The sequence below is a fragment of the Thalassoroseus pseudoceratinae genome (assembly GCF_011634775.1).
Lineage (GTDB): Bacteria > Planctomycetota > Planctomycetia > Planctomycetales > Planctomycetaceae > Thalassoroseus > Thalassoroseus pseudoceratinae.
Window position 1 is genome coordinate 243,938 of sequence record NZ_JAALXT010000005.1, and the last position, 26,176, is coordinate 270,113.

Annotated in this window: 23 protein-coding genes; 7 read left to right on the plus strand and 16 right to left on the minus strand. The window is 55.8% G+C overall.

Translation table 11 applies throughout. From position 1 onward, the window contains the following. The first annotated feature begins 196 nt into the window (after positions 1-196). Together G6R38_RS18760 and G6R38_RS18765 are read left to right on the plus strand one after the other, a co-directional pair. Complete coding sequence (locus G6R38_RS18760; RefSeq protein ID WP_166829723.1) at positions 197-1,393, plus strand: 3-oxoacyl-ACP synthase III family protein; 1,197 nt, start codon at positions 197-199, stop codon at positions 1,391-1,393. A gap of 62 nt (positions 1,394-1,455) precedes the next feature. Beyond that, the gene (locus G6R38_RS18765; RefSeq protein WP_166829726.1) at positions 1,456-2,268 is read left to right on the plus strand and encodes a zinc ribbon domain-containing protein; all 813 of its coding nucleotides are present in this window, start codon (positions 1,456-1,458) and stop codon (positions 2,266-2,268) included. Between the two features lie 111 nt (positions 2,269-2,379). Here G6R38_RS18765 and G6R38_RS18770 read toward each other — a convergent pair whose 3' ends face one another. The 6 genes from G6R38_RS18770 to G6R38_RS18795 form a co-directional block, all read right to left on the minus strand. Next, positions 2,380-2,898: a hypothetical protein gene (locus tag G6R38_RS18770; protein WP_166829730.1), complete on the minus strand. Its 519-nt coding sequence runs from the start codon at positions 2,896-2,898 to the stop codon at positions 2,380-2,382. A gap of 71 nt (positions 2,899-2,969) precedes the next feature. Further along, entirely contained in the window at positions 2,970-3,533 is a 564-nt protein-coding gene (locus G6R38_RS18775) for a phosphonate degradation HD-domain oxygenase (protein WP_166829733.1), read from the minus strand. A gap of 202 nt (positions 3,534-3,735) precedes the next feature. Next, on the minus strand, positions 3,736-4,587 hold the full coding sequence (locus tag G6R38_RS18780; RefSeq protein WP_166829736.1) for a hypothetical protein: 852 nt from the start codon (positions 4,585-4,587) through the stop codon (positions 3,736-3,738). A gap of 121 nt (positions 4,588-4,708) precedes the next feature. After that, positions 4,709-6,097: an RtcB family protein gene (locus tag G6R38_RS18785; protein ID WP_166829739.1), complete on the minus strand. Its 1,389-nt coding sequence runs from the start codon at positions 6,095-6,097 to the stop codon at positions 4,709-4,711. A 47-nt stretch (positions 6,098-6,144) separates the two neighbouring features. Beyond that, complete coding sequence (locus G6R38_RS18790; RefSeq protein WP_166829742.1) at positions 6,145-6,669, minus strand: GNAT family N-acetyltransferase; 525 nt, start codon at positions 6,667-6,669, stop codon at positions 6,145-6,147. Between the two features lie 31 nt (positions 6,670-6,700). Further along, complete coding sequence (locus G6R38_RS18795; protein WP_166830648.1) at positions 6,701-7,444, minus strand: DUF1559 family PulG-like putative transporter; 744 nt, start codon at positions 7,442-7,444, stop codon at positions 6,701-6,703. A 232-nt stretch (positions 7,445-7,676) separates the two neighbouring features. On the opposite strand from G6R38_RS18795, the gene G6R38_RS18800 reads away from it, so the two are divergent. Beyond that, positions 7,677-8,969 (plus strand): porin family protein, encoded by a 1,293-nt coding sequence (locus G6R38_RS18800; protein ID WP_166829745.1) that lies wholly within the window; start codon positions 7,677-7,679, stop codon positions 8,967-8,969. A gap of 17 nt (positions 8,970-8,986) precedes the next feature. Here G6R38_RS18800 and G6R38_RS18805 read toward each other — a convergent pair whose 3' ends face one another. Further along, positions 8,987-10,876, minus strand: a complete 1,890-nt coding sequence (locus tag G6R38_RS18805; protein ID WP_166829748.1) for a sulfatase-like hydrolase/transferase — start codon at positions 10,874-10,876, stop codon at positions 8,987-8,989. Between the two features lie 201 nt (positions 10,877-11,077). Beyond that, a complete protein-coding gene (ypfJ, locus tag G6R38_RS18810; protein ID WP_166829751.1) occupies positions 11,078-11,935 on the minus strand; it encodes a KPN_02809 family neutral zinc metallopeptidase in 858 nt (285 codons plus the stop codon). A 282-nt stretch (positions 11,936-12,217) separates the two neighbouring features. Between ypfJ and guaB the strand changes: the two genes are divergently transcribed. Next, entirely contained in the window at positions 12,218-13,702 is a 1,485-nt protein-coding gene (gene guaB / locus G6R38_RS18815; protein WP_166829754.1) for an IMP dehydrogenase, read from the plus strand. Beyond that, positions 13,635-14,396, plus strand: coding sequence for a hypothetical protein (locus tag G6R38_RS18820; RefSeq protein WP_166829757.1), 762 nt, complete (start codon positions 13,635-13,637; stop codon positions 14,394-14,396). Before guaB ends, G6R38_RS18820 begins: the two co-directional genes overlap by 68 nt. Positions 14,397-14,462: 66 nt before the next feature. Here the strand turns inward: G6R38_RS18820 and G6R38_RS18825 are convergent, their stop codons facing one another. Both G6R38_RS18825 and G6R38_RS18830 read right to left on the minus strand, forming a co-directional pair. After that, entirely contained in the window at positions 14,463-14,954 is a 492-nt protein-coding gene (locus G6R38_RS18825; RefSeq protein ID WP_166829760.1) for a hypothetical protein, read from the minus strand. 104 nt (positions 14,955-15,058) lie between these two features. Then, positions 15,059-15,820 (minus strand): endonuclease/exonuclease/phosphatase family protein, encoded by a 762-nt coding sequence (locus G6R38_RS18830; protein WP_166829763.1) that lies wholly within the window; start codon positions 15,818-15,820, stop codon positions 15,059-15,061. Positions 15,821-16,246: 426 nt separating this feature from the next. On the opposite strand from G6R38_RS18830, the gene G6R38_RS18835 reads away from it, so the two are divergent. Then, positions 16,247-17,215 carry a hypothetical protein gene (locus G6R38_RS18835; protein WP_166829766.1) on the plus strand — a complete coding sequence of 323 codons (969 nt, stop codon included), beginning with the start codon at positions 16,247-16,249 and terminating at the stop codon, positions 17,213-17,215. Positions 17,216-17,234: 19 nt separating this feature from the next. Here G6R38_RS18835 and mch read toward each other — a convergent pair whose 3' ends face one another. From mch to G6R38_RS18860, 5 genes are all read right to left on the minus strand, one after another. After that, the gene (gene mch / locus G6R38_RS18840) at positions 17,235-18,185 is read right to left on the minus strand and encodes a methenyltetrahydromethanopterin cyclohydrolase (RefSeq protein ID WP_166829769.1); all 951 of its coding nucleotides are present in this window, start codon (positions 18,183-18,185) and stop codon (positions 17,235-17,237) included. Positions 18,186-18,235: 50 nt separating this feature from the next. Continuing rightward, complete coding sequence (locus G6R38_RS18845; protein ID WP_166829773.1) at positions 18,236-18,748, minus strand: hypothetical protein; 513 nt, start codon at positions 18,746-18,748, stop codon at positions 18,236-18,238. Positions 18,749-18,824: 76 nt separating this feature from the next. After that, positions 18,825-19,508, minus strand: a complete 684-nt coding sequence (locus tag G6R38_RS18850; protein WP_166829780.1) for a hypothetical protein — start codon at positions 19,506-19,508, stop codon at positions 18,825-18,827. A 182-nt stretch (positions 19,509-19,690) separates the two neighbouring features. Continuing rightward, positions 19,691-21,088, minus strand: a complete 1,398-nt coding sequence (locus tag G6R38_RS18855) for an MFS transporter (protein ID WP_166829787.1) — start codon at positions 21,086-21,088, stop codon at positions 19,691-19,693. 92 nt (positions 21,089-21,180) lie between these two features. Continuing rightward, complete coding sequence (locus tag G6R38_RS18860) at positions 21,181-22,800, minus strand: nucleoside permease (RefSeq protein WP_166829794.1); 1,620 nt, start codon at positions 22,798-22,800, stop codon at positions 21,181-21,183. 224 nt (positions 22,801-23,024) lie between these two features. Here G6R38_RS18860 and G6R38_RS18865 point away from each other — a divergent pair, with 224 nt between their 5' ends. After that, the gene (locus tag G6R38_RS18865; protein ID WP_166829799.1) at positions 23,025-24,890 is read left to right on the plus strand and encodes a hypothetical protein; all 1,866 of its coding nucleotides are present in this window, start codon (positions 23,025-23,027) and stop codon (positions 24,888-24,890) included. Positions 24,891-24,973: 83 nt separating this feature from the next. Here the strand turns inward: G6R38_RS18865 and G6R38_RS18870 are convergent, their stop codons facing one another. Then, entirely contained in the window at positions 24,974-26,035 is a 1,062-nt protein-coding gene (locus tag G6R38_RS18870; RefSeq protein WP_166829805.1) for a potassium channel family protein, read from the minus strand. Positions 26,036-26,176: the final 141 nt, after the last annotated feature.

The following is a 26,176-nucleotide window of genomic DNA, read 5'->3' on the forward strand; positions in this document are numbered from 1 at the left end:
TGCGTCCGATCGGAACACGTAGGGAACGCCGATCCGATGGAATCGAAATCTAGGCTACCCAATAGCTTATTGAAACGCCCCATCACCAATCGCGTGTCGTTTTACGATCCCGCGTCGCATGCCGATGCGCGGATTAGCACGCTTTTCACCATCCCAATCCTCTTCGACTGAAATCCATCCGCGGAATTGTTCAACCATGCCGCATTCGAGTCCGCATTTTCCACCGAATCGACTGGACGACCAGTCTGAATCGGTTAATCATTCGACGACCACTAAAGTCGCAGTTGCTCCCGAGTCGGCCGTCAACCTGCATAAAAACCGATCCGGTGGCCCCCATATTCGTCCGAACGTCCCGGTCGAACAGCCGAAAAAAGACAAGCGAAAACTGTTTCGCACCAGCCCGCGAACACAGTCATTGACCGGCATTCAGATTGTCGGCACTGGAAGTTATGTTCCTGAGAAAGTTGTCACGAACGCCGAACTCGAAGAACAATACGGGTTCGAAAAAGGTTGGATCGAACAACGCAGCGGCATCCAAACGCGACGCTACGCCGGTCCTCATCAAGCGACCAGCCACTTGTGTGTCGAAGCGGCCCAGAATGCCATTCGAGCCGCTGGTGTTACCGCGAAAGACATTGATCTCTGCGTGGTCGGCACATTTACGCCCGACTATCCCTGTCCGTCGACCGCATGTTTGGTGCAAAATGCACTGGGCCTAGACGCCCCCGCATTCGATGTGCAGGCGGCGTGCTCGGGGTTTGTGTATGCATTGGTGACGGCGGCTCAGTATGTGGCGTCGGGCAACAGTAAGTTGGCGTTGGTTCTGGGTGGTGATGTCAACAGCCGAATCGTGCAACCAGACGATCAGCGAACCGCGCCGCTGTTCGGAGACGCCGCAGGAGCCGTCTTGCTTGCCAAGGGTGACGATGAGCAAGGGCTGACTTGCTACCAACTTGGTTCCGACGGAAGCGGTGGACCGCTCTTGACGGTGCCCGCCGGTGGCACAGCACGTCCGCTGACAGTCTCCGACTTGAACGTGGGTGAACAATATCTGCAAATGGATGGACGAAACGTCTTCAAGTGGGCCATTCAAGCACTCACCGAAACCATTCGGTTGATTCTCGATCGCTGCCAAATGGAAGCCAACGACGTCGACTATTACCTCCTCCATCAAGCGAATGTGCGAATCCTCAATCATGCGACCGACACATTGGGCATCGCGCCGGAGAAGGTTTTCAACAATCTGACCAACTACGGCAACACTTCGGCGGCTTCGATCCCGCTGGCACTGGATGAGGTGTTTCGACAAGGCCGTGTGAGTCAAGGAGATTCGCTGCTCGTCAGCGGTTTCGGTGCCGGATTAACTTGGGGTACCGCCATGTTCCGATGGTAGTGGCGGTCTGATTCGCTCGAAGGATTGGCGAGCGCCGCCGTTCAATCACTCGAGGAATGATTATGTCGAGAACCGTTTGCCCTCATTGTTTGGCACGTGTCGTCGTCCGTCGCGATGGGAAATGCCCGTCCTGTCAGCAAGCGATCGAAACCGAAACCGACTTCGAAGACTACGAAGCCGAAGACTATGAGGTTGAAGATTACGAAGCGACCGACGACGAGTTAGAAGACTACGAAGCGGAACCGGCGACGCCATCCCGAAGAGGGCAACGCTCCCGACGTTCACGGGGCCGCTCTGGCAAATCGATCGAGTGCCCCGCTTGTGCCGAGTTGATCTCGTCGACACACGAATTCTGCCCGTATTGCGGCGAGAACCTCGACGAAGGTGATTCCGCTGGTGTCTGGAGAGATGGCAATGTCCTGGTCTTCGAAAAGGGGGCTCGCTTGCCCAATCGTTGCATCAAGAGCAACGAACCGGCCGAACGGTTTCTGAGCCGCGATCTCGTTTGGGCCCCGCCTTGGGTTTACCTCGGACTATTGGGCGGGGCGATTTTGGTGATCGTGTTTTACCTGATCGCCAAGAAGACGGCTCACGCGGACTTTGGCATCACGAAGGAATGGGTCAAACGTCGTCGTCTTCGCATCGCCACGGTTTGGTTGCTGTCGTTCTTCGGATTGTTCCTGATCGTCGCGGGAGCGGCCACCGAATTCTGGGCGATACTCGCGGCTGGCGTTCTCACCTGGATCGGTGCATTGTTCTACGCAGCTATCGCCGTGCCACTCTATTCGGTCCAGCGGATCGACGAGCGTTACGTCTGGCTCAAAGGAATCAATCCGGAATACCTGGCCGAACTACCGTCGTTTCACCGCCGTTGACCCAATGCGATTCGCCCAGAGGGTGGCAGCGGCGAATTCCGATCGAGTATCCACAAAAAAAGCGGGGCTCGTCTGGAAGACGAATCCCGCTGGCGATGATTTCGGCGAACGCTACTGAGCCGCTCGGAATGGGAAACCTTGGTTGAGAGGGATCAACGGAATCGGTGTGGCTGAGCGTTGGTTGTCGCTGTATGGGAAGCCGTAGGCCATCACCATGCCGCTATTGAGTTCGCCCACGTAGATCACGCCCGTCGACATTTGCACGCGGCCCTGGTTCGGCAAGTTTGCGACTCCCGTTGTGATCGCGTACCGAGCCGTCGCTTGCGGATCGACGTTGAAGTCTGCCGCCACCGACCGCAAATACGCAGTGCTGAATTGACCGCTTCGTGGATCGAGCACGGCTCCTCGCAATTGACCGGTCAGGAAGTCCAACACGAAGATGCCGTCCAGCGAGTCTTTCACACCGGCAAATTGCACGTCCTTCACGGGAACGGTGATCATGGCGAACTTTTCGTCACGGTCCGCCGTCGCCGCGTGCATCGGCTCGTGCGGCCACATCCAAGAGATACACAAGCCCAACCCCAGCCCGGCAATAATCCAGGGCATGCGATTCGTATTCGACTTCGTCATTCGTCTCTCCTCGACAGGTTTCATGGGGAAATTTTGTTGCACTTGAGTCTACCACTGAATCCAAAGACTCGCTAGACAGAGTCGTCTTGACGCAAGTCCATCCGTGAGGCTTCCAACTCGGGCCGGAAGTCCTCGATTCGTGGTGTTTCCAGGCCGACAATTTTGGCATCGTCGTCCCAGCGTCGCAGTTGAACAGCGGCTTCCGCGTATGGATTCTTTTGAAACGCAGCGATTTCCTCGGGACTCATCGGACCGCCCTGCAGTTGTAAACTTTGCACCGATGGTTGGCTGAGATGGTGCAGGTAACTTTGATCCACCGCGCACAGGTAGCGTTTCGCGGGCACATGGAGCACAACCGGTTGCCAAACTTCCGGCGGGAAGTGCTGTTGCAGCCAGCGTGCACCGATTGTCTCGTGCCGATCGTCAATGCCTTGGTCCGGTGCGTCCTCGGGAAGTTTGTGTAACAGATGCCCCACGTCATGGAGCAACGCCGCGGTGACCAACTCCGCAGAGGCATCCGCCTGCCGTGCCAACATCGCGGTTTGTAATGCGTGTTCCCGCTGCGTGACGGCCTCTTGCCCGTACTGCGAATCTCCCCGGGTTTCCCAAAGTTCCAGAATCTGCTCAACAACCATCCGGTACGTCCTTCACACGAGACCAAGTCATGTCTTGATGAAGCGATTGGCCATGTGCTCCCAATAGAGAATGTCGCTTCCCGAATGCAGCCCACGGTCGAAACTGCTCTACGGTTTTTTCTCCGTTTGTTGAATCTTCACAATGTGGCGGCGTTTCGATTCATCGCGTTTGAAGATCGGGCCCACTTCAACGCGGCATTGTTCACCATTGGGGGACCACATAAGCGCAGTCGGGAGAACTGGTCACGCCGGTGGACTCAGTCGGATAGAACGCGGTCGTTTTCTTGACGCCGACCTTCTCGCCGTTGATGCGGGGCCAGCCGAACGTCACGTTCACTTTGGGAATATGCGACTTGGGAATTTTGGCAGTCGAGTAAACTTCCACGAATGCCGAATGTCGTCCCCAGAATGTGAACGTCTCGCCTTCAAACAATAGACTGCCGACCGGAACAACCTCACCGCTGGCATGGTCGCGGACGGAACATCGGAACCATGTGGCCGGTTTTCCCTTGTGAGTCACGGTGTCGGCTTTGTTGATTCGCCAGGTGTATGTGCCTTTCGTCCACGAGAACGGTCGCCGCACGCTGGCAAACTCGCCCTCGTATCCCGCACTTTCGACGAGGCAATTTTCAGCGACCGTTTGCACATGATCGAGACCGATCGGGGTTTTCTCGTCCTCCGACCATCGCGAGAAAATCGCCCCTTTGCCGCGATGCACGCGTTTGCGTTCGTTCTTGCTGGGCCAACCGTTGATGTTCGTTTGGATGCCGCCATAGAACTTCAAACCGTTGATTTGAGCAATGCCACACGGCGACACATACAAGTTGTACGTTTCGGGCACATCCCGGTCGATTGTGATATCCATCTCCAGCGAGCGGAAATCCCGTGTGGGGCCGTCGAGGTCCCACCAGACGTTCGCGAGGTGCCACGGTCGCCGAGGCAACTTCACTCCAACAGCGGCCGCCATCTCTTCGGGAGACGACTGGGCACACGGGTCTTCCTCCGCGAAAAGTATTGATGGAGCCAACACCACAATGGCAAGAAACATTCGCATGAGCAGGGGTCTTCCAGTCCGGGGACGGTCGAATTCCGACCGAGTTTTCACATTCGAGTTGTGAAAATCTAACGGATTGCGTTCCCCGTCGAAAGTTGAAGCCCACTCAACGATGGCGATTTCAGTCCTCCGCGCGGCTGTTGTCACCACACATTTTGACAATTCGCGGATTGAAGCGGCCGACAATTTCCACCAAATCGGCTTGTTGCTGCATCACCGTATTAATGTCCTTGTAGACACCCGGAACTTCATCCGCACCGGCGGACAGAATGCGGATTCCTTTCTTCTCTAAGTCTTTGCGGACGGCATTGAACGTGAACTTCGCCTTGGCTTTTTTGCGACTCATCTGACGACCAGCCCCGTGCGACGCGGACCGCAAACTCGCTGCATGACCAGTCCCACGAACCACAAATGCCGGGTCGGCCATCGAACCGGGAATCACACCAAGTTCCCCCGCCGACGCCGGTGTTGCCCCCTTGCGATGCACGATGACTTCCTTCCCATCGTGCACTTCCTTCCACGCAAAGTTGTGGTGATTCTCCACGCCACTAATGATGTCCACGCCGAGCAACTTCGAAACCAGCCGATGGATCACATCGTGATTGGCCGCCGCGTAATCGCCCATCAAGTTCATGGCGTTCCAGTAGTCCTGACCTTCGGGCGAGTCGAGATCCAACCACGCGAGCCGACCGAGATCTTTGTACTTTCGCGGCAACTTTGCCTGGGCAATCGCCGAGTACGTGGAACACACCGACGCCCCGGTTCCGCGACTTCCGCTGTGCGTCATCAACGCGACATATTCGCCCGCATCGAGGTTCAATTCCTCATCGCGAACGGGCAGGGTGAACACACCGAATTCGGCAAAGTGATTCCCGCTACCGGATGTGCCAAGTTGTCGCCAGGCTTTGTCTTTGTTTTCGCGAGTGACGCGGGTGATGGACCAATCCGCATCCATCACGGCGTGTTCTTGCGGTCGCTTGTGTTTCGCCCCGATCCCGAACCGTGTCCCCTTTTCCAACGCGGTGCGATAATCTTCGAAGCGGGTTTTCAAGGATTCCGTAGGCATATCCAAAATCGACAGCTTCATTCGACACGCGATATCCACGCCGACTGCGTACGGAATCACAGCGTTCTCGCAGGCCAACACGCCACCGATCGGCAACCCGTAACCCACGTGCGCATCGGGCATCAATGCAGCCCCGACGGCACTCGGCACGGAACACGCTTGCCGCATCTGTGCATGGGCGGCTTGATCAATGTCCTCGCCCCAGGTGCGATACTCGATCGGCTCGGCGGGTTCAAATTGTCGATCTTCGATGATCGAAGTGGCCAACCCGCCAAAGTAGGGATGGTCGGTATGCTGATCGGGGGCACTCACAATGTCGCGAACAAGTTTTTTGACGTTCAGCGATTTCAGTTCACCGGCTTTCGCGGCCGCTTGAATTGCCGTGAGCGCCGCCGGAATACAGTCATCCGGCACACCGAGCTTACGCAGTTGATTGTTGTTCATGTTAGAAGGACATCATTTTCGCGAACGGGTTCGCCCTGCGGTGACGTTCAATATTCCCGCTGGATTTGTTTTTCGTCGTAGAGCACGAAGCCCGCTTTCTGGTACATCGCCAAAGCGGCCGGATGGTCGAAAGTGCACGTATGAAGCCAGAACCGTTGCGGCGAACCTTGCCAAATCTTGTCGATCACCCACCGCAAAAACCAGGAGCCAATTCCCTGCCCATGCCAATCGGGCATGAGTCCGAATTGCACGAGTTCTATGTTCGCTGGTTCCCGTCGGCAGATTTCCGCGAAGCCGATCGGTGTACCGTCGAGATGCAACACGAGAACGTCATCGAGCGGATCATGGATGATCTCCGTGAGTTCCTCATCCGAGAGTTTTCGACGACTCAGCCAGCGATAGTTCTCCCCAACCGCGTTGTAGAGAAATCGGTAATACGGAACCGACGGATTCACCGCATGAATCACCGTCAGCCCGTCACGCGGCGGCTCCAACGAGAGTTCCGGTCGAGACAGCATCTCCAGGTAGTACACGGTGACATCGTGAAGTTTCGGCGAGTCGGCTTGTGTCATGGGCGGTCTGTGTTGCAAATGAGAGTTGGTTTCAAGTTCCGTCAGCGTCCGAAGTGTTCTTGGTAGGATCCTGGGTGATGGTGACAATCGCTCGTCGTTCCGCGATCGGCATGTCGGCCCCGATCGGTGCACAAACTCCGTCGGCGAAACTCAGATGCATGTTGTGATCATGCGGGAAATTGAGTTCCTCTGTCAAACCGATGAGATATGCTCCATCGGTGTCCTGCGGTGCCATCCACGGGACGGCGTCATCGACAGAAACTTCGAGCACCATCCCGGTGTGTTCCAACCCTTGCGAAAATTCCGAAACCGGCCGGCCACGAGTCGGATGAAATGCGTGATCCTGACCGACGATTCCCAAATATGTCGTGTGAAAGGCGGGGAGTTCGATCGACGGACACCGGTAGTATTGCAGATCGAGATTGGGCGTCACTGCATTGACTGGGTCATCCCAAGGTTTGGATAGATCGAGGGAATCATACAAGCTTCCTTGTTCGAAGAAGGGCAGAATCAGCGTTCGCCAACTGTGCAACCGCTCGCCATCGTCATTGGTGGTCGATGCGGGCGGAAAGACACCGTGCACATCCAAGTAGTTATGGAGTGCAAGACTGTGATGCTTGAAGTATCCGCGACACTGCGTCCGTCGGGCCGCCTCTCGGGCATCGATGACCGCGGGAATCAACAATGCGAGCAGAATACCAATGATGGCCAAGATGACGATCAACTCCAACAACGTGAAGCCATCACGGCATTTCGCATCGGTTTGAGCTCGCATGAAAACCTCGGGAAAATGACGGGGATGAAATGCTCCCGTGTCGTCAACTCTAACAGTTCACAACCGGGATTGCAGGAATTCTTGGTTTTCCGGACCTCGGAGCGTTGTCACGGGTGGGCATTGGGCCAAACCAAGAAAAGCTGGAGAAGTTAGCGGAAGATTGCCGATTCTTCCGATTAGACCTCCGGGTACCGGTCTACACATTAGAGGATGACCAGAGGCGGAATCACTCGTGCATCGTTTGCTTCGATCTGCGGACATCATCTGCCTGATTGCAGCGGGTCTCCTCATCGCCTGGTCTCCAGCCAACGTATTCGGCGAAGACGTCAAATCGCAGACGGAATGGTTCGAAGCGGGCTACGATAACGGCCTCTTCCTACATGCTTTGCAGGACAACGGACATTCATTCGCGCTGAAGTCCAACGTTCGTGGACAGTTTCGCTACTCGGCATTCATACCGAACAGCGATGTTCCACCGCCGCTGGTGCAGACGGAATCGAATAACGAAAGCCGAAGTGCTTTCGATGTGGAACGAGCGAGGCTCTTGTTCTCCGGCCATGCATTTGATCCCGATTTGACGTTCTTCACGCAAATCGATGGCGACACGGACGGCGACCAAACTCTCGAATTCCTAGACTATTGGGTCGCCAATCGCAGAAACGAACACCTCACACTGTTGGTTGGTCGGCGACGCGTTCCCGGTGTCCGGCAGTGGTTATTGAGTTCAATGAACACGCGATTGGTCGATCGCCCCGTGCCCGTGGACTTCTTCCGTCCCGGCCGAACAGTCGGGCTTTGGGCATTCGGAAAAATCGTTGACGACCTGCACTACGAAACAATGGTCGGGAACGGCTATCGCACGTCGAATTTGGCGTCGGGGGAGTTTGGCGAAGGGTTCGTGGTCGCGGGGCAGGTTCGCTGGACGCCGCTCGCGGAATTCGGCGTTGGCGTGACGGATTTTGAATACCACGATGAACTGGCGGTGGCTCTCGGTCAAACGCTGACGTTCTCATCCCAGAACGATCGACGCTTGGGAGAAACGTCGTTGCCGGAAGTGGACACGGTCCGCGAAATCAACGGTGTTCGCCTTGCGGAAGCGTTCGCAATGTTCGGCCGAGTGACAGGTTACGACGTGACCGTTTACTCCGTCGATGCCGCTTTCAAGTATCGCGGTTGGAGCATGAATGGCGAGTACATCTTTCGATCCATCGGAGATCTGCACACACAATCGGGGCTTTCACCGTCCGTGGTGATTGATCAGCACGGGTTCTATCTCGAAGGTGGAAAGTTTTTGATTCCGCAACGTCTAGACGTCAACGCTCGCATCTCGAAAGTTTTTGGCCGACTCGGTTCCGCGTACGAGTACGCCTGCGGTCTCAACTACTTCCCAACGAGCGATCGCCGCATCAAACTCTCGATGGATGCCACCCGGCTGATCGACGTTCCCTTGCAAAACCCGAGCAGCGACATCAACGTCGGCGACAACGGCGTGTTGATTCGCACGCAATTGCAACTGATGTTCTGAGATCGCCTCGCCGCCCCCTACGGCACGGTCCGGGTTGTGCCTTCGAGTTCGTTCAACGCTCGGTTGATCACACGGACGACGTACTTGCCATTCGCGTAGAGATTCTTGCGAGGTTTCAGAGCTTGATGCATGGCATCAAGCACGGGGCGGGCTTGGTCGTCAATTTCATCGAGCACGATCGCCGCGTGCAACCGCTCCCACTGAGCACCGTTGTCCAGAACGTTGGTCAGAACGGGGAGGGCTTGCTGATCGGCACCGAGTCGGCACAACGCTCGGGCAGCCGCGACCCGCACAACGGCGGAATCGTCTTCCAACGCATTCGCGACCTCATCTTTGGCGGAAACCGCCTCGGAACCTATGTTGCCCACGCCAACGGCCCCCCAATATCGGACGGCAGCATCATCATGACTCAACGCATTTTTCAGAACCGGTAGGGCATCCAAACCATCGGATGCCGCCGCGGAGACTTTCGCAACATCGGCTGCCAAGGCGTCTCCACCCTCTTGACGCAGAATCGAATACCGATCACCCAATTCCTCCTCCCGTTCGACGAGAATCGGTTCGGCGATCAACCCGGTGTCTTTGGTTCGCCTGACCCAATCGAAATGGGCGTCGCGAAGACGTTTGAGCACGTCCGCATATTTCGGATCGTCCGCAAGGTTGTGAACTTCGTGTGGGTCGGCTTCGGTGTCGTAGAGTTCCTCGACCGGTTTGGTCGGGGCGAAGAATTTCTCGGCGTGCACCCCCAATTCCCCCGCCGCATGCACCCGCCGAAGTTCCCGCATAGTGGCTCCTTTTTCGGGTGTGTTCATGTACTGATAATACGTCTTCAACGGTTCGTAATTGCGGATGTACTGAAAGCGTTTGTCACGAGCCATGCGGATGATGTCGTAGCGTTCATCCATCCGATCCCGAGCGCCAAAAATGTACTCACGCGGAGCGGGTTGATTCGGACCAAGAAACGGTTTTCCTTGAACGTGCTGCGGAATTTCCACTCCCGCGAGATTCAACACGGTCGGACCGAAGTCGATGGAACTCACCAGCCGATCGGTCACGGTTCCCGGTTCGGTGTTCCCATCGGTCCGGAGATTCGACGGCGTCCGCACGATGAGCGGAATCCGTGTGCCGGAGTCGTACAACCACCGTTTTGCTCGCGGCAAACCGACACCATGATCCGACCAGAACCAAACAATCGTGTTCTCGTAAAGGCCATCATCTTTGAGTTGTTGAATCAGATCGCCCGCCCAGGCGTCCATTGCGGTGATGAGTTCGTAGTTGCGTTTCCAATCCTCCCGCACGATCGGCGTGTCGGGGTAATACGGCGGCAGCGTGGTCAGTTCTTTCGCGTTCTGTCGCTCATCGGGTGACAGGTCTTTGGTGACGCTTTCATACTTCGATTTTGAAGCGATCCCGCTTTCATGACAGCCGGTGAAGTTGAACACCGCGAAGAACGGTTGCGACTTGTCCGGTCGATTTCGCCAATGGGCTTTACGGCTGGATTCGTCCCACGAACCCTTCGGAGTTTTGAACTGGTAGTCTTGCTTGGAATTGTTGGTGCAATAGTAACCAGCGTTTCGCAGATAGGTGGGAAACGGTTTGACGTATTCCGGCAGCTTGGCATTGCCTCGCATGTGTTGTGTGCCGAGCGTGGTTTGATACATCCCCGTGATGATCCCACTCCGACATGGGGCACACACGCCCGCCGTCGTGAATGCATGGGTGTAGCGAACGCCTTCGGTCGCCAACTGATCCAAGTGCGGCGTGATCGCATGGGGATCACCGTAACATCCCAGATGCGGACTGATGTCCTCCGCCGAAAGCCACACGATGTTTGGTCGCTCGGCCGCGAACGCGGATTGGGAAACAATCACGAAGGTCAGAGCAACAAGGGTTCGAAGCGCGTTCATAGTGTTCAACAATCGTGTTTCTTGGCTGAGTTGCGTGGAACATTCTAGCAAACCGCGTTTGTCAGTGAGGAGCGTGCCACTGCTGGCTCGTCCCGCAGCGTTTTCAACCGTTTTTTATTGTAAGCTGGTGATTCGCACTCTTTCCTCAAGAATGTTCCGTCCTCGATGATCTTGAGTTCTGGTCTTACTGACCCTGACGAACTACAACCGATCGTAAGGGAGTTCAAAGAGTTCATCCATGAGACTGACGTCGCCGGTTTCGAATCCTCTGCGGAACCAACGGGCACGTTGGGCTGCCGTGCCATGCGTAAACGAATCCGGTACGGCGTGGCCTTGGGCTTCGCGTTGGAGGGTGTCGTCGCCGATCTGGTTGGCGGCGTTGATGGCTTCTTCGATGTCGCCCGGTTCGAGAAATTTCTTTTCTTTCTGTCCGTAATGGGCCCAGACCCCGGCGAGAAAATCGGCCTGCAACTCCAGGCGGACGGACATCCGGTTCTTGCCCTCGCGGGATTCGCCTCGTTTGGAACGCGCCATTTGCTCGGTCATGTTTTGCACATGATGACCGACTTCATGGGCGACGACATAGGCCATCGCGAAGTCCCCCGGTGCCCCGAATCGCTGGCTGAGTTCGTGGAAGAAACCCAGATCGAGATACACCTTCTGATCGGCCGGGCAGTAGAACGGCCCCACTTGCGAACTGGCATACCCACAACCGGAATTGACGGACTGTGTAAACAACACCAGGTCCGGCTCGCGGTATTGTCGGCCGAACTCCTCGGGGAAGACTTTGTTCCAAACGTCTTCGGTGTCGGCCAGAACGACGCTAACGAAGTCCTTAAGTTCTTGGTTCTGTTGCTGAGCCGCCGGATTCTGGGGAGCGGGTGCACCGCCGCCACCGCCGCCCATTTGCAATAGAGCCCGCGGGTCGATCACCCCGAGCAGCACCAACACAATGATAATGATCGTCCCCAATCCACCGCCGCCGAGCGCGACACGGCGACCAGGCGAACCGCGACGATCTTCCACATTTTCACTCTGCCGTCGTCCACGCCATCGCATCGCCGATTCCTCACGACCCGTCGATTGGGAAACAATTGAATGCTCTCAGTTTGGCGAGTTTCCCAGCGTTCGCAAGCCTGCCTGGATCTCCCTTCCGGGAATTCCCCACAGGAAGATCCGACTCTCACCGATTCCACTTGGAGATGGCTAGCAATTCGGGACGGAGTTTGCCACAATCTACGTGAAACCCTTTCCGCTTCGGGATCGCGGTCTATCCAGACATTTGGACAGGCCGCGAAGCCATAGAGGGAAATCGTTTCACCTTCCGATGGAATTCTCGCCATGCAAGACCGCATCGCCTACCGCGGAGTCACTTTCGACGACGTGCTGCTGGAACCCGCTTACAGCGAAGTGATGCCCGCCGAAGTGACCACGCAATCCCGTTTGTCGCGTCATATTCCGCTCAACATTCCGGTCATCAGTAGCCCGATGGACACCGTCACCGAAAGTGACATGGCTGTCGCGATGGCTCAAGAGGGCGGAATCGGGATCGTGCACAAGAATCTCTCGATCGAGCAGCAAGCTCTCGAGGTCGACCGTGTCAAACGCAGCGAACACGGAGTGATTGTCGATCCGGTCACATTACCCCCAGATGCGTCCGTCGGAGAGGCGGCCCGCATCATGGACGAACGCAACATTGGCGGCGTCCCGATTACGCAAAACGGTGTCCTCAAAGGGATTCTGACACGTCGCGACCTCAGATTCCTCGAATCCCGAGACACGCGAATCGCCGATGTGATGACGAAAGAGAACCTCGTCACCGCTGCCGCCGACACTGATTTGGCTTCAGCTCAACGAATTCTCTTGGAAAATAAAGTCGAGAAACTTCTCCTGGTTGACGAATCATACCATCTGAAGGGGTTAATCACGATCAAAGACATCGACAAGAATATGCAGTACCCTCGCGCGTCGAAAGATGCCCGTGGTCGGCTGCGGGTCGGTGCGGCGGTCGGGGTGCGAGACTATGAACGAGTTCACGCTCTGATTGAAAAGGGTGTGGACGTGCTCATCGTCGACAGTGCTCACGGCCACACAAAGAACGTGCTTGAAACCGTCGCGGAAATCAAGAAGCGACACGATATTGAAGTCATCGCGGGTAACATCGCGACGAAACAGGGGGCGATTGATCTACTCAAGGCTGGGGCGGATGCGATCAAGGTCGGGATTGGACCTGGTTCGATCTGCACCACGCGAATTATTTCCGGAGTGGGCGTACCGCAACTGTCGGCCATTGCTCATGCCGCCGAAGCCGTCAAAGGAACCGATGTCCCTTTGATTGCCGACGGTGGAATCCGGTACAGCGGCGATTTGGTCAAAGCACTGGCTGCAGGGGCGCATTCGGTGATGCTCGGCGGGTTACTCGCCGGAACCGACGAAAGCCCCGGCGAACGAATTTTGTACCAAGGCCGAAGTTTCAAACGGTATCGCGGCATGGGTTCGCTGGGCGCGATGGCCAAAGGAAGTAGCGAACGATATCGGCAAGCAGCAGACGATGGGACGGGGGGCACTCAAAAACTCGTTCCCGAAGGAGTTGAAGGACGAGTTCCGTACAAAGGCCCAATTAACGCTCTGCTCTACCAACTCACAGGTGGGTTGCGAGCTGGAATGGGATATTTGGGGGTACGGACGGTCGATGAACTGCGGACGAAAGCCCGCTTCATTCAGATTTCACCGGCCTCGGTGAGGGAGAACCATCCACATGACATTGCGATCACGCAAGAGTCGCCAAATTACACCGCTGAACATTCACCAGCGGACATTTTCTAATCCACGCCGTCTCGGTTGGTTGTCGTTAGCCGTCGTGCTAATGACAGCCAGCGGGCAATCGGCGTTTGCACAGTCGAATCTTGGCGACTTGCCGAGCTATAAAATCGAATCGATTCGTCCCAACGGAGTGGAAGCCGCACAGTACCAGGTCACCGAAGAACGACGCGACCTGCTGCCCAGTGATCCCAACAAACTCAAACAAATCACCGAAATCCTGCCGTTCGCCGACTACGAACCCGATCCGGCCACCCGACTGGATGACCGCACGAAGTTTCAATGTCCTCGACCGGACGGTGAGGAATGCAGCGACGATGAAACCATCCGCTGCCCCGACGAAGTCCAACTGGCCGATGGTCCCTACCAAGCACGTAACATCGCACCGAGCGTGTTTCACTGGGAAGCGTCGAATATTCACTACAATCCGTTGTACTTCGAAGACGTCCAACTCGAACGCTACGGCCAAAGTCATCACGACATCTTCCAACCGTTCTTCTCGGCTGGGAAATTCGGATTGCAACTTGTTGGGTTGCCGTACCAAGCCACGATCGACCCGGTCTGCAAGAAAATCTATCCGCTCGGTTACTACCGACCCGGCGATTGTGCACCGAAGTTGATTCACCAAATCCCATTGAATGGTCGAGCCGCCATCAACCAAGCCGCCGTCACCACCGGGATGTTCTTTGCGTTCCCGTAGGGTAGATGTCGAGAATGGAGAGTAGTGGGTAGAGGGTCGAAGACAAAACCACCCTCTACTCTCAACTCACTCGACTCGCCATTCGCTCTCGACGACGGGTTCGTATTGTCCCTGGAGTCGCGTGACAGCGTCGGCGGGGTTCATGTTGAATAGGCAACGTCCGCCGGTGCCCCATTGCCCTTTCTGATAGTGGAAGACGGCAGCGGCATCGCGGACTGTGCTCACAGCTTCCACCTCTTCCATTCCGCCACCTTCGACTGCTTCGAAGTGAACGTTGATTGCCACGAATGCCGTGAGCAGTCCGTTATTCAAATCACGAGCGAAACTCACACCGTTCTGCCAATCACACTCGACCCAACGCAATCCCCGTGGTTTACCATTGGCTTTCGCGAGTTGGAAAAAACGGTGTTCCAACGACTCACGTTGCAATCGGAAACGACGAACCGCTTCGTTTAACTCCAGTTGTTCCAATCGCTGACCGAGCGTCCCTCGCATCAGAAAGAAAACGACGAGGCACAGAACGACAACCGCGACCAACCCGCCGACGATCCATTCCATGTCCACACCTCCCAAGTCAATTCGGCACTGCAACTCGATTCTCTGTTCAGATTAACGCCCCGAACGTGATCTGTCGCCACCGATCCGGCGGAACATGCATGAGTTCACTCAGAATCGGAGGGTTTGGAGTGGGCGATTTTCTCGAGTGCGTCTTCGCCGATGTGAAAGTCGATGACCAGCGGCAAATGGTCCGACGCCACTTTCGACATCCGTGTCCGAACAATCTTCGCGTGCCGAATGTGAACGTCGCCCCGGACGAAAGCTTTATCCAACGATCCGACCGCCATATACGCCGGGAAGGACCGAAATCGCGAAACTGGTGCGGTCACTTGGGTAAAATTCCCGTGGGCAAAGACCGCATTGGCGAGGGTGTTTCGCCAATCGTTGAAGTCGCCAATGACCATCGCCGGCAGTTCGCAGCATTCCTGGCAAATCTCGTGGTCGAGAAAATGCTTGACCTGCCAACGACGTTCCTGTTCCAACAGTCCAAGATGCCAATTGATCAACTGAAACGGTCCCTCGGGCGATTGAATCACGGCGGACTGCGCCCCGCGGGGCTTTCGTTTTTTCAGCCGAAGTGAAATTTGGTGCTGAGATTCGATCGGCCACCGCGAGAGGAGCAAGTTGCCATAGCCTCCCGTCTTGAGCTTCACATTCAACTGAAACATGGCGGCATCGAATTTGAAATAGTCCGCCAGAATCTGCGGTTGATCATGGTGCTTGGATCGTCGCACGTTGGAATCAACTTCCTGAAGACAAATCAAATCGGGATTCTCTTCCTCGATCACCTCGATGATTCGCTCCAACCGGTACAACCGATCGCGTCCGCCAATTCCTTTGTGAATGTTGTAACTCAATACCCGCATCTGTTGTCTCAATTTTGAGGCGTGATGTGTTTATGCAACCCGTACGACCGTCAGTGGGATGGCGAAAGTCGACACTCTCTGGTGAGAATTCCCCCGACTTTCCCCGTGCCCCCGAACTTTATGGACTACAGTAACGCTACGGTGTGACGACCAATTGACAATAGTCGGATTCCCAAGAAACCAAGCATCAGCCGTCACTCTCCGAAGAAATCGGACGAAGACGGTCGGTTGAGAAAGGGCCAATTCTCAATTCAATGCTCTTGGGAACTGCTATTGTGCCACGAACGGGAGAGACGTCGTAGTGTGAGGACGTTTCTTCCTGAAAATCACATTCGTTTCTCGTGAGAATCGAATGCTGACACCCTAAGTCAGATTGGGGTGTTCAACACACAGTTTGTTTTCGCGAACGGAACAAAGCGAATACCGATGGACTCCAGTTTCCCCTCATCCGAATCGGCTTCGACCGATCAGATCGCCGAGTTGACGCAGCAAGTGCGTGAACACGAGGCGACGATCGAGAAATTGACCGAGTTCTTGGAGTGGGCAGCGAGTCGGCTCGAAGAAGCGGATGTTCCGCCGCCCCCTCCACCCGCCGAGCAAATTGCCTTCCCGGCGGACATGGTCGAGCGACAATGGAAGCTCACCGAGCGGTTTGCGAACGTGGTCGATGAGTGGCGCGAAGCCGAAACACCGGCTCAGATTGCCCGACTCAGCGATGAAATTTCGGCCATCCGCGAACTGGCGACACGCTGGTTCGACGATGAACTGGGACGGACACCATCCGACGAAGAGATGCCTGCCGGGTCTCTACTCTCGCAAATGCAGCACGGTGACGACCGGCCAGAATCGTCGGGGTCCATCAGTTGGGCCGCGTTGAAAGCAGAGATGCTAGGCGAAGAGCCTCCACCGGCCGAGCCCGAAGAACCCGCCGCCGCGGCCGAAGAACAGGTCAATCTGCAAGAAGAATTGCAGATTTTGGACAAACGACCGGCCCCCGTGGATGCTTCACAAGCCGAACGGGAAGATTGGCAAGCTGCGATCGAAGAACGGGAACTCTACATCGTTTCGCTCGTTCGAATGTTGCGAGTTCTCCAAGCGCGATGTCGCGGCCCGATTGAAGACGTGCCCGAAGACGAAATCTCCGACGAGCAACGCAGCCGGTTGGTCGACCTCGAAAACACTCTGCACCAAAAACTTCGGCAGGGTGAAGTGGAATTGTCGATGGAACGGGCACGGGTCGGACGATTGGAGTCACGAATCCGCCAACGGGAATCGGAAATTCAACGCATCTTGAAGCAACGTGATCAAGCCAACGGAGAGACCAACGAATCCGACTCGCGAAATCGTCGTTGGATGCGATTCATCGGCCGTGCCAAAGAAGATGGTGCCAACTAAGCGGCAAGTTCAGAATAACCTACGACACCCCGAACGACGCCTGCAACACAGCTTCATCGGTTTCACCGAATCGAAAAACACGACCGGTATCGAGATTATGCAGCACGATTTCCGCTGGACTGAAGAGTAGCGGGTCAATCTTGTAGAAGTCGTGATTGGCGGCTTTGAAAATCTCTTGGAACGGCCGCCCGTAATCGTTGGACGATGAAGCCGGGACTTTCGGTCCGATTGTCTCAAGAGATTCGTCGTCCCCCGTGACCCACAGTGTGACGCGACCGCCATACAAAATGGCATCATTCGTGCGGCCGAGTCCGGTGAGGAAATCCGTCGCCACGGGTGGCAGCGGTGCGGTCCCAAAACCACTGCGGACCCGCTGCACATCGAAGCCAACTTCGTGAAGTTTGTGTAGAGCAGTCTCGACGGAGCGGGCCACGATCTGCACGTTCCCAGCTTGGCTCGCGGTCGGCGCGACCGCCAACGTGATTCGTGGCGACGAACCCGATTTCTCTGCGAGGTGGTCGAACACATCCGCCGTCGGTAGCGTGTCGGTCTCTAAGATGCCGACGAGATGCTCACTGTCTTCGCGGTACTGGAATTCCTCGAACAACGGTTCCTGAGACGCCGCCGCTCGCATCGGTCCCGAACCCATCCCGAAAAACTTGTCGACGGAAACACTCCAGCCCGCATACTGACTGAACAAGCAAGCGGGCAGCGGATGATCGGTTTGCACGGCGACGGTTGGCCAATCCATTCCAGCCAGGGGGCTCGTTGTGAGCGAGACGTCCGCCAAACCAGCCAAACAAAGACGACTGAGCAACAAACCCGCGTTGAGTCCGCCTTCAGTCTCGACGCCAAAGTCCCAAAGCGTGTAGCGATCGGAAATTTCCTGCCGGGCAATTCGCAAGGAATCGGTTTGCTCGGCCACAGAACCAAGCAATTCGGCGGAACGAAGATTGAGTGCGAAACTCATGGGTGGCATCCTGCGTCAGTGGCGTTCGCGAGTATCAGTCAGGCAACGACCTACTTTTTCGCGTTCTGGTCTCGGGTGAGATAATCCGGCAGATCTTGCGGTTGGAAGCGGAGACGAATGTCTTGTTGGCAACAATCACACGGCTTGATTTCGTACATGGGAATCGAGCAGATATCGCACCAGTAGTCTGTGTACATCCGCTGGTTGTCGTCGTCGAAAGTGAAGACCATCAGCACTTGCAGATACGGCAACCCTTTGCGTTGGTAGCCGACAAGTTCGACTTTCCGGTTCCGCAATCGTTTGTCCTGATAGAACGCCCGCCCTCGCCAATCCGCCACGATTGGCAGCAACTTCCCCTCCGGCGTTTCGAGCGCCACTTGCTCTTTCATTTCCTCAAATGCCGTGATGCCGCGTTTTTCGAGGGCATCTTTCACGATCACCACCCGCCCCCGAAAAAGCTCTTTCTTCGGCGTTGGCTTGGTTTCTTTTTGGTCCGAGTTTGCAAGACCAGATGAACCAAGACACAAACAAGTAATGCCAATCAGAAGACTGCGATAGCACATCACGAGCATTTCCGTGCAAGAGGTGCCACCACTCAACATCGGTGGCTTGGTGTCGTGCGTGAATTCCGGTCAAAAACTACACAGCCGATTGTCCAACGACAACAATTTTGACCGGTACTTTTTGATTCTTCTTGCCACCAACTTCGGCGGGGATGCCGGCTTCGAAGACCCAGAAATCATTGTCCTCATCGTGCGTGAGTTTGGCGTCTTTTGATTCGGCATCGGGGAGCAGTGAAAGAATCGCGGGGTGCGTGGAACCGGCGGCGTCGGCACTTTTTTCGTTCAGCGAGTCTTTCATGTCGATCTTCGCTGGGTCTTGGTCGGCCTTCGCGGGTAACGCCATCAGGAAGTCGGCAGTTTCGCTGGTGCCGATGTGGTTGCCGTCCATCGGTTGTTGACCGTACCGCAGTGTGTACGTGCCTGGTTGAAGTTCCTGTCCCCGGAAGTCTGCAAACTTCGAACCTTTCGGAACATGAATCGCACCGATGAGTTGACCATCCTCAAAGGGGTACTTCACATAGAAACCAGGTTCAAAATCGCCAGGGATGCCGGTGAGATTCGCAAACCATACCGTCACCAAATCGCCATCCGCGGTTTTGATCCGATGCCCAGACTTATCGAGGACGGCGGCGATCTTCTTGGAAAGCCCTTCCGGAGCGGCATCCACCGACTTCACCGACGGTTTGGAGTCGGCCGCAACCGCACCTACACAAACAAGGCAGCAGGCGAAAACTGTCATCAGGATGGAACGAGTCGGCATGGCTATTCCTCTCGGCTCGGTGAAACGCGGTGTGATCGACCTCCACATTTTAACCGGCCGGAAGTGACATCACACCCCAGCTACGGAAAAACCATCTGAGATCGCGTTGCCAAAGCACCACCAATCCATCGATCGAACATGCCACCCCCGTCGAGAGCCGGACCAACGGGTGTCTCATGAAATCAATCGCCGGTGTCTGCCGGTGATTCGTCGTCCTTGGTTTCTAGTCCCAATTTGGTGTCGGTGAATGTCCAAAAAATCAACAACAGGCCAGCCACAATCCCAGCGGGAACGGCGAAGAACAGCGAGAAGTTCGCCATGTCCGGAGTAGTCAGACGACAAATTCGGCCCCACCACCCAGCCAACAGGAACCCCAATGGCAGTGCGATGCCGAGTGTTAGAAACGCGAAGATATTCTGAGCCGTCGCTTTGGTATCGGGCGGACAACGACGGTCCAAGTACAACTGCACGACAATCACCAGAAACACATGACACACCCCATGCAAGCTGACTCCGAACATCACCACAGCGAACGGCGTGTCCGCAGCGAACAATCCATACCGCACCAGCCACGCCAACATGCCGAGTGCAAACGTGATTTTCGCTCCCCACCGTGCTAAGCACCAATGTAATAACGCCAGACAGGGGAATTCGGAGATCTGCCCGACCGTCATCACCGCCGGAACCCAGTGAGCACTGATTCCCAGATGCTCCAACAGAATCGGCACCGCAAGACTGTATGTCGGCACGACCAATGCCAACGCGAAACTAATCGCAATCAACAAGGCCACTTGCGGATCAAGAAACAACCGCAACACGGAGAGAACCGCAAATCGTTCGCGGATTCGTGTTTTCTTGCGATTGGCTTTCCGTTCGGCTCGTGAGAGTTTTTCTGTCCGAACGTGCAACGGCGGCGTTTTCGGAAGGAACACGCAGAAGGCGCTCAGCGCGAACGACAGAATCGCAGCGATGTCGAACGCGTCGTCGCTGGACGGTGAACCGAGGAAATCGAACACCGTTCCCGCTTCGTTGAACAGTACTCCTCCGCCGGGAAACGCGCGGTACAACCAAACGGAAAATTCTCTCTGACCCAACCACAGCGACAACCCCAACCCCGCCAACACCCAACCGACGGTTCCCCAAATTCGAATCGAACCAAATTGGGAGTCAGGGTCGGTCAGGTGTCGGAATGTCAGCGAACTCGCGAGCGGAATCGTCGGAAAATACGCGGCTGCGTAGACAGCAATCAAACCGAGCAGCACGGGGAAGTTGTCTTGCGTTTCCGCGTACACACGGGCCGCTTCGGGGATGTACGTCAGCGTGAAGCCGCCGAGAAAATGAGCGATCGCCAGATACTTTTCACTGTGCATCCAGCGATCGCAAACCTGCCCGACCACCAACGGAGCCACCAACAACCCAAGCGCCGCGACTGCCATCAACTGCCCGAGTTGCTGGGCATCGACCCGGTGCTCGGTGAAATACAACGGCAAATACGTCAGCGTGGAACCAGTGATTCCCCACTGCAACGCCCACAAGACCGACAACCGCCAGCGAAGAGACGTGGAAATCGGCGAGGACATGAAGTCGAAATCCGTTACTTGTTGTCAGTTGTCGGCTCAGAAGACGCAAACGTGCATCACATCATCGTGGTTGCTGGCGTCGACTTATCCGGTCATGGGTTTTCCGGGGCATCATCGGTCGGTTCTGAAGCCTCCGGCAGCGGATCGGTCGTTTTGAGTGTATCGGCGGCCAATTCCTCTTCCGTCGGGGCGGCTTGAGTGTCGTCTTGGAAGAGGACTCCGAAGACGATCATCACAATCGCGGCGAAGATACATGGTATCGTCCAAATCCACTGCCAATCCAACAATTGTAACGCCTTCATCGACTTTTCGTCGCGTTGGGCGGCATCGGCATCGATCGAATCTTGATAGTCCAACGCGGTGCGAATGTCGGACGAAACCTCACGGGAGGTCAGTTCGGTTACGGTGTCGATTCGCTCTTCAACCGACGGAACGTCTAGATCACCGGCGGCGTACACGTCACGCAATGCACCGGCCATGCCTTTCCACTCGTTGAATTGGGCTTTCTCCTCTTCGGACCAGTCTTTCAATTCCGCGTCGAGTTTATCGCTGGTCGCCTTCAGATCGTCGGCATGTTCCTTCGCTTCTTCGTTCAACGCGACCGCTTCCGGCGGCGTGAATGTGCCTTCAACCACACCGGCAATCCATGCCCCGATGAACATCCCGATCCCCAGCGTAAACAGAACGAGCATCCCTTGGGCTTGCCCGCGGATTTCCTTCGGAGCAGCTTTGTCGGTGTAGATTTGACCGGTCACAAAGAAGAAGTCGTAACAGATCCCGTGCAGCACAATCCCGATGAGCATCAAGCTGATCATGGGATCGGGCGTCGGTGCACCGATGGCGAACAACGCATACCGAATCACCCAACACGCCATCCCGACAAGCAACATCCACTTCACACCAAGCCGTTTGAAGAACAACGGCATTGCCAACATGAATACGATTTCGGAAATTTGTCCGTAGGACATCTTCGTCGCTGTGTTCGCGACGCCGGTTTGCTGCAAACTCTTGGCAGCCAGTTGGTAATAGAAGGCCAACGGAATGCAGATCAGGAACGAACTAATGATGAAGACCAAGAACGAACGGCGTTTGAGCAACACGAACGCGTCCATCCCCAACAATTCCCGAGCCGACGCCTTTTTGCCTTTGTTTGGCGGCGGAGTATGCGGAAGGGTGAAGCTGTAGAGGCCCAGAGCCGTCGCCGCGCTGATTGTCAGCCAGAACATCGAACGTTCGGAAGTCCATCCGAGCCAGTCGAGAGCGAAGCCGGCGATGATCCAACCGATCGTACCGAACACCCGAATCAGCGGAAATTGTTTTTCCGCGTCCGTCATGTTGTGCAACGCCAACGTGTTTGTCAGCGACAGGGTCGGATAGAAACAGAGCATGTGCAGAAAGAACGCCAGGTTAATCGCACTTGGCTCGGGATTGGGAACCGCCATCAGAGTAGTTGCCCAGTACATCGCCCCCGCACCGAGTAAATGCATAACCCCCAATACGCGTTCGGTGGCGAAGAAGCGGTCGGCAATCATTCCGAGAAAGAACGGCGAAAGCATCCCCGCGATCGGGCCCACACCGTACGTCCAACCGAAATCGCCCGGCGTGAAACCGATTTTCCCGAGGTACAACGGTGCCGTCACATACCACGACCCCCAAATGAAAAACTCCAAAAACATCATAATGGAGAGCCGGGGGCCAATCAGAGTGTGCATTTTTTAGGTCCTGCGATGGTGAAGTCTCAAAGGAGCGTCGTCAGAAATTTCTCTGTGCTCCGATGATGTCGAGTCATCTTCCCGATTGCAAACGCTCAGGCATCAGCTAACTTAAGGGAAGCAGGAGACGGTCGAAAAACCATGGTCTTTGCTGACAATCTGTCTCCTGATGCCTGTCATCTGATTCGTCGGAATGACTACTCGTTCTCTCTCGGTGAAACGATATGACTGCGATTCTTCAAGATGAATCCGACGTAATTCCGATTTCTCCCACCGCCGCATCGGTCTTGTCCGACGAAGACTTTCTGCGACACCTCGTGTGGGCAGAGACGGCCGATCGGCAGTTGACAGAGGCAGCCGATCAGGGCGATGTCGCAGCGGTCATTGCGCGACTGCGAAAACGCAATTTCGGCTTGGGAGCCAACTCAAACCGCAAATCCGTCCTGAAGATGCGGTTCGATCCTACGCCCGCGGCCTGGTCGATGGAAATTGCAGACGAGACAGAATCCACCCGAGATCTTTTCGACATCTGGACCGGCAAAGGGTTCCATTCCGGCAAAAAGAAGCATCGTCAGCAAGCCCTTCGAGACCTCGCCCGGTGGACCGAAAACCGGGAACAACGTATCCCGCTTTCCACCGGTGAAATTCTTGTCATCTGTGAACTCCTGCGGTGGGAACACGCCGCACTCAGTGATGACCAGATTTGGAAGCTCTGGCGAATGGCCTTAACCGCCACCCTGTCCCGGCCTCCCGAGAAAAACGACCCGATCGGTTCGCTTGTCCGTACCGGCGAATTGGCCTGGACAGCCGGACTGTTGTTCTCCGATGTTTTCGGCTTGGAGGCACTCCGAGAACAAGGACGAAGCACGTTATGGAATCGCTTGGAAGAATCGACCGACGGTGACGGTACACCCCGGGCGGAAATTCTGGAGAACCTGAGCGGTTGGCTGAGTGTGTGGACCCGTGCCGCCGAATGGGCACACGCTGCAAAAATTCCGTTGTGGCAAGACGAAGACCAATCCGAACGGTTCGCCGGTCTGGTCGAAACCTCCGCGGCCATGTTGGGACCAGACGGAAAACTTCCCGGTCACGACCGGCGTCTGAACGCGGTGCCGATGCTCGCTACGGCGGCCAAGTTAGCGGGATGGAAGAAGAAACACTCTGTGTTTCACTTGCTGCTCTCTCACGGTTTGGAATTCCCGATCAAGTCGTCATCCGGCAGTCCTCCGGCAAAACCAGAGCACGAATCGAGCCTTGCGTACCAATCCGATTTCGCATCCGTGGCCTGTTTGCGAACCGATTGGAACCGCGAGGCCGGTCGGATCGTCTTAACATATGATGACCCAATCCCCAGTATCGACCTGTCCGCGAATGGTGTTTCCTGGTTCTCGGGGGAGTGGGGTTGGCAGCTGAACGGTCCCACCGACCAACGAAAACAATCCGCGGAATGGACGTGTTCCTGCTCGTGCTGGTTCGACGATGACGAAGTCAGTTTTGTGGAACTGCAATGGAAGGTGTCCGAAGACATCCACATTGAACGGCAGATTCTTCTGGCTCGCGAAGAAAAATTCGCCGTGCTCGCCGATTGCGTGAGCGGGTTGGACGATGCCCCGCAACGTCTTCGCAGTCGTTTGCCACTCAGTATGGGTATTACATCGGCACAGGAGAAAGAAACCCGTGCATGGCAACTTCGATCCGGTAAACAATCCATGCGGGTCTTTCCGTTGCCCTTGCCGGACGATGTCGTGGAAGGCACAGCTGGTCAGCTCCAAGTCGATGCCGAATCGCTCACATTCGAGATGCCCGTCACTCGTGGCGCGTACCTGCCGATGGTGTTCGACTGGCATCCAGACCGCCAACAACGGCGTGCCGACTGGCGACAGCTCACGGTCACGGAGGAAGGACAACGTGTCGGCCCCGATGCAGCCGGCGGCTACCGCTTACGGGTCGGGAGTTATCAAATCTTGCTGTACCGCAGTCTTACGGAAAAACGGTTGCGAACCGTGCTCGGTCATCACACGGGACATGAGACCGTCATCGGGCAGTTCGACGATCACGGCGATGTCCAGCCCTTACTCTTGGTCGAGTAGTTCGGCCCATCGCGGAACATTGGATCAACGGGAAGAACTCGGACGGTCGTACGTGTCCGGGTTCTTCACCTACGATGTCTGTTTTAGGACCCGAGTTTCACGCCGCGATATTGCCGAGGTGCGGAACTGGATTTGCGAAGCGACAGCTGAATCGTGGTGTCGTGGTGGCTGAGTAAAATCAGCGTGTCACCATCGTCCAGAGTGGCCGAGACTTTCGGCTTGCGAACGACGGTTCCATCTTGTCGACGCAACGCCACAGTGACCACGCCTGGCATTCCCGTCACGTTGAGATCACCAATCGGCGAACCGACCAACCCAGAATTTGTGGTGATCGGCACATCGGTCATTTTGAGCCCGATGCGGTTGAGGTCGTCGTTTAACGTCTGTGTGCCTTGGGCCTCGGAAAGTAGCACTTCCGTCGAAGGCCGTGTGATGAGATGTGAAATGAGACTGGCTCCAATCGCAGCCGGTAGCACAACGCGATTTGCTCCCGACCTAAGAAGTTTGCTTTCCGTGGTTGGTTTTTCACCCCGAGCGATAATCTCCATTTGCTCGTTCAGCCCGCGAGCGGTCAGCGTGATGAACACGTTCGCGGTATCGTCGGATAAAACGCTGGCGAGCACTCGCGCTCGTTCCACACCAGCGGCTTGCAAGACGGTTTCGTCGGTGGCGTCGCCGTGAATCACAAGATGCCCCGCCGTTTCCGCCGTTTGCAATCGGTCTTTTTCGACGTCGATGATGACGTGTGATTGATCACTTTCCTTCAAATCACGGGCCAGGATCTGTCCGACCCGCCCGTAACCGCAAACGATGACGTGGTTGGTCAATCGGTCGATGCCCCGCGTCATTCGCCTGGCTCCCAATGCCTTGTTGATTTCGCCTTCCGCCAACATCTGCACGCAACCGCCCAGAAAATAAATGGACGACGTGCACCCGGAGATGATGAATCCAATCGTGAAAATTTTGAGGCTGGTTTGCTCAATCGGTCGGACTTCACCGTACCCCACTCCGAAAATGGTAATCGTCACCATGTAGACGGCTTCCAAGAAACTCCAGCCGGCCAAACAATAGGCGCAGATCGCGATCCAACAGGAGCAAATAAAGAAAATTGCTCCAACAAGGATCTTGCGTAAGGACGATTGCATCGGCCGAGTCACCGATCGCGGGAATCAAATGGAACGGAACCGTTCCATGACATTAGCAATTGCGATGCCACGAGACGCAGGAATTCGCGTTCGCCACAAGCCATTGGCACAAAGAATGTTACGCTCATCCACAAATAGTGA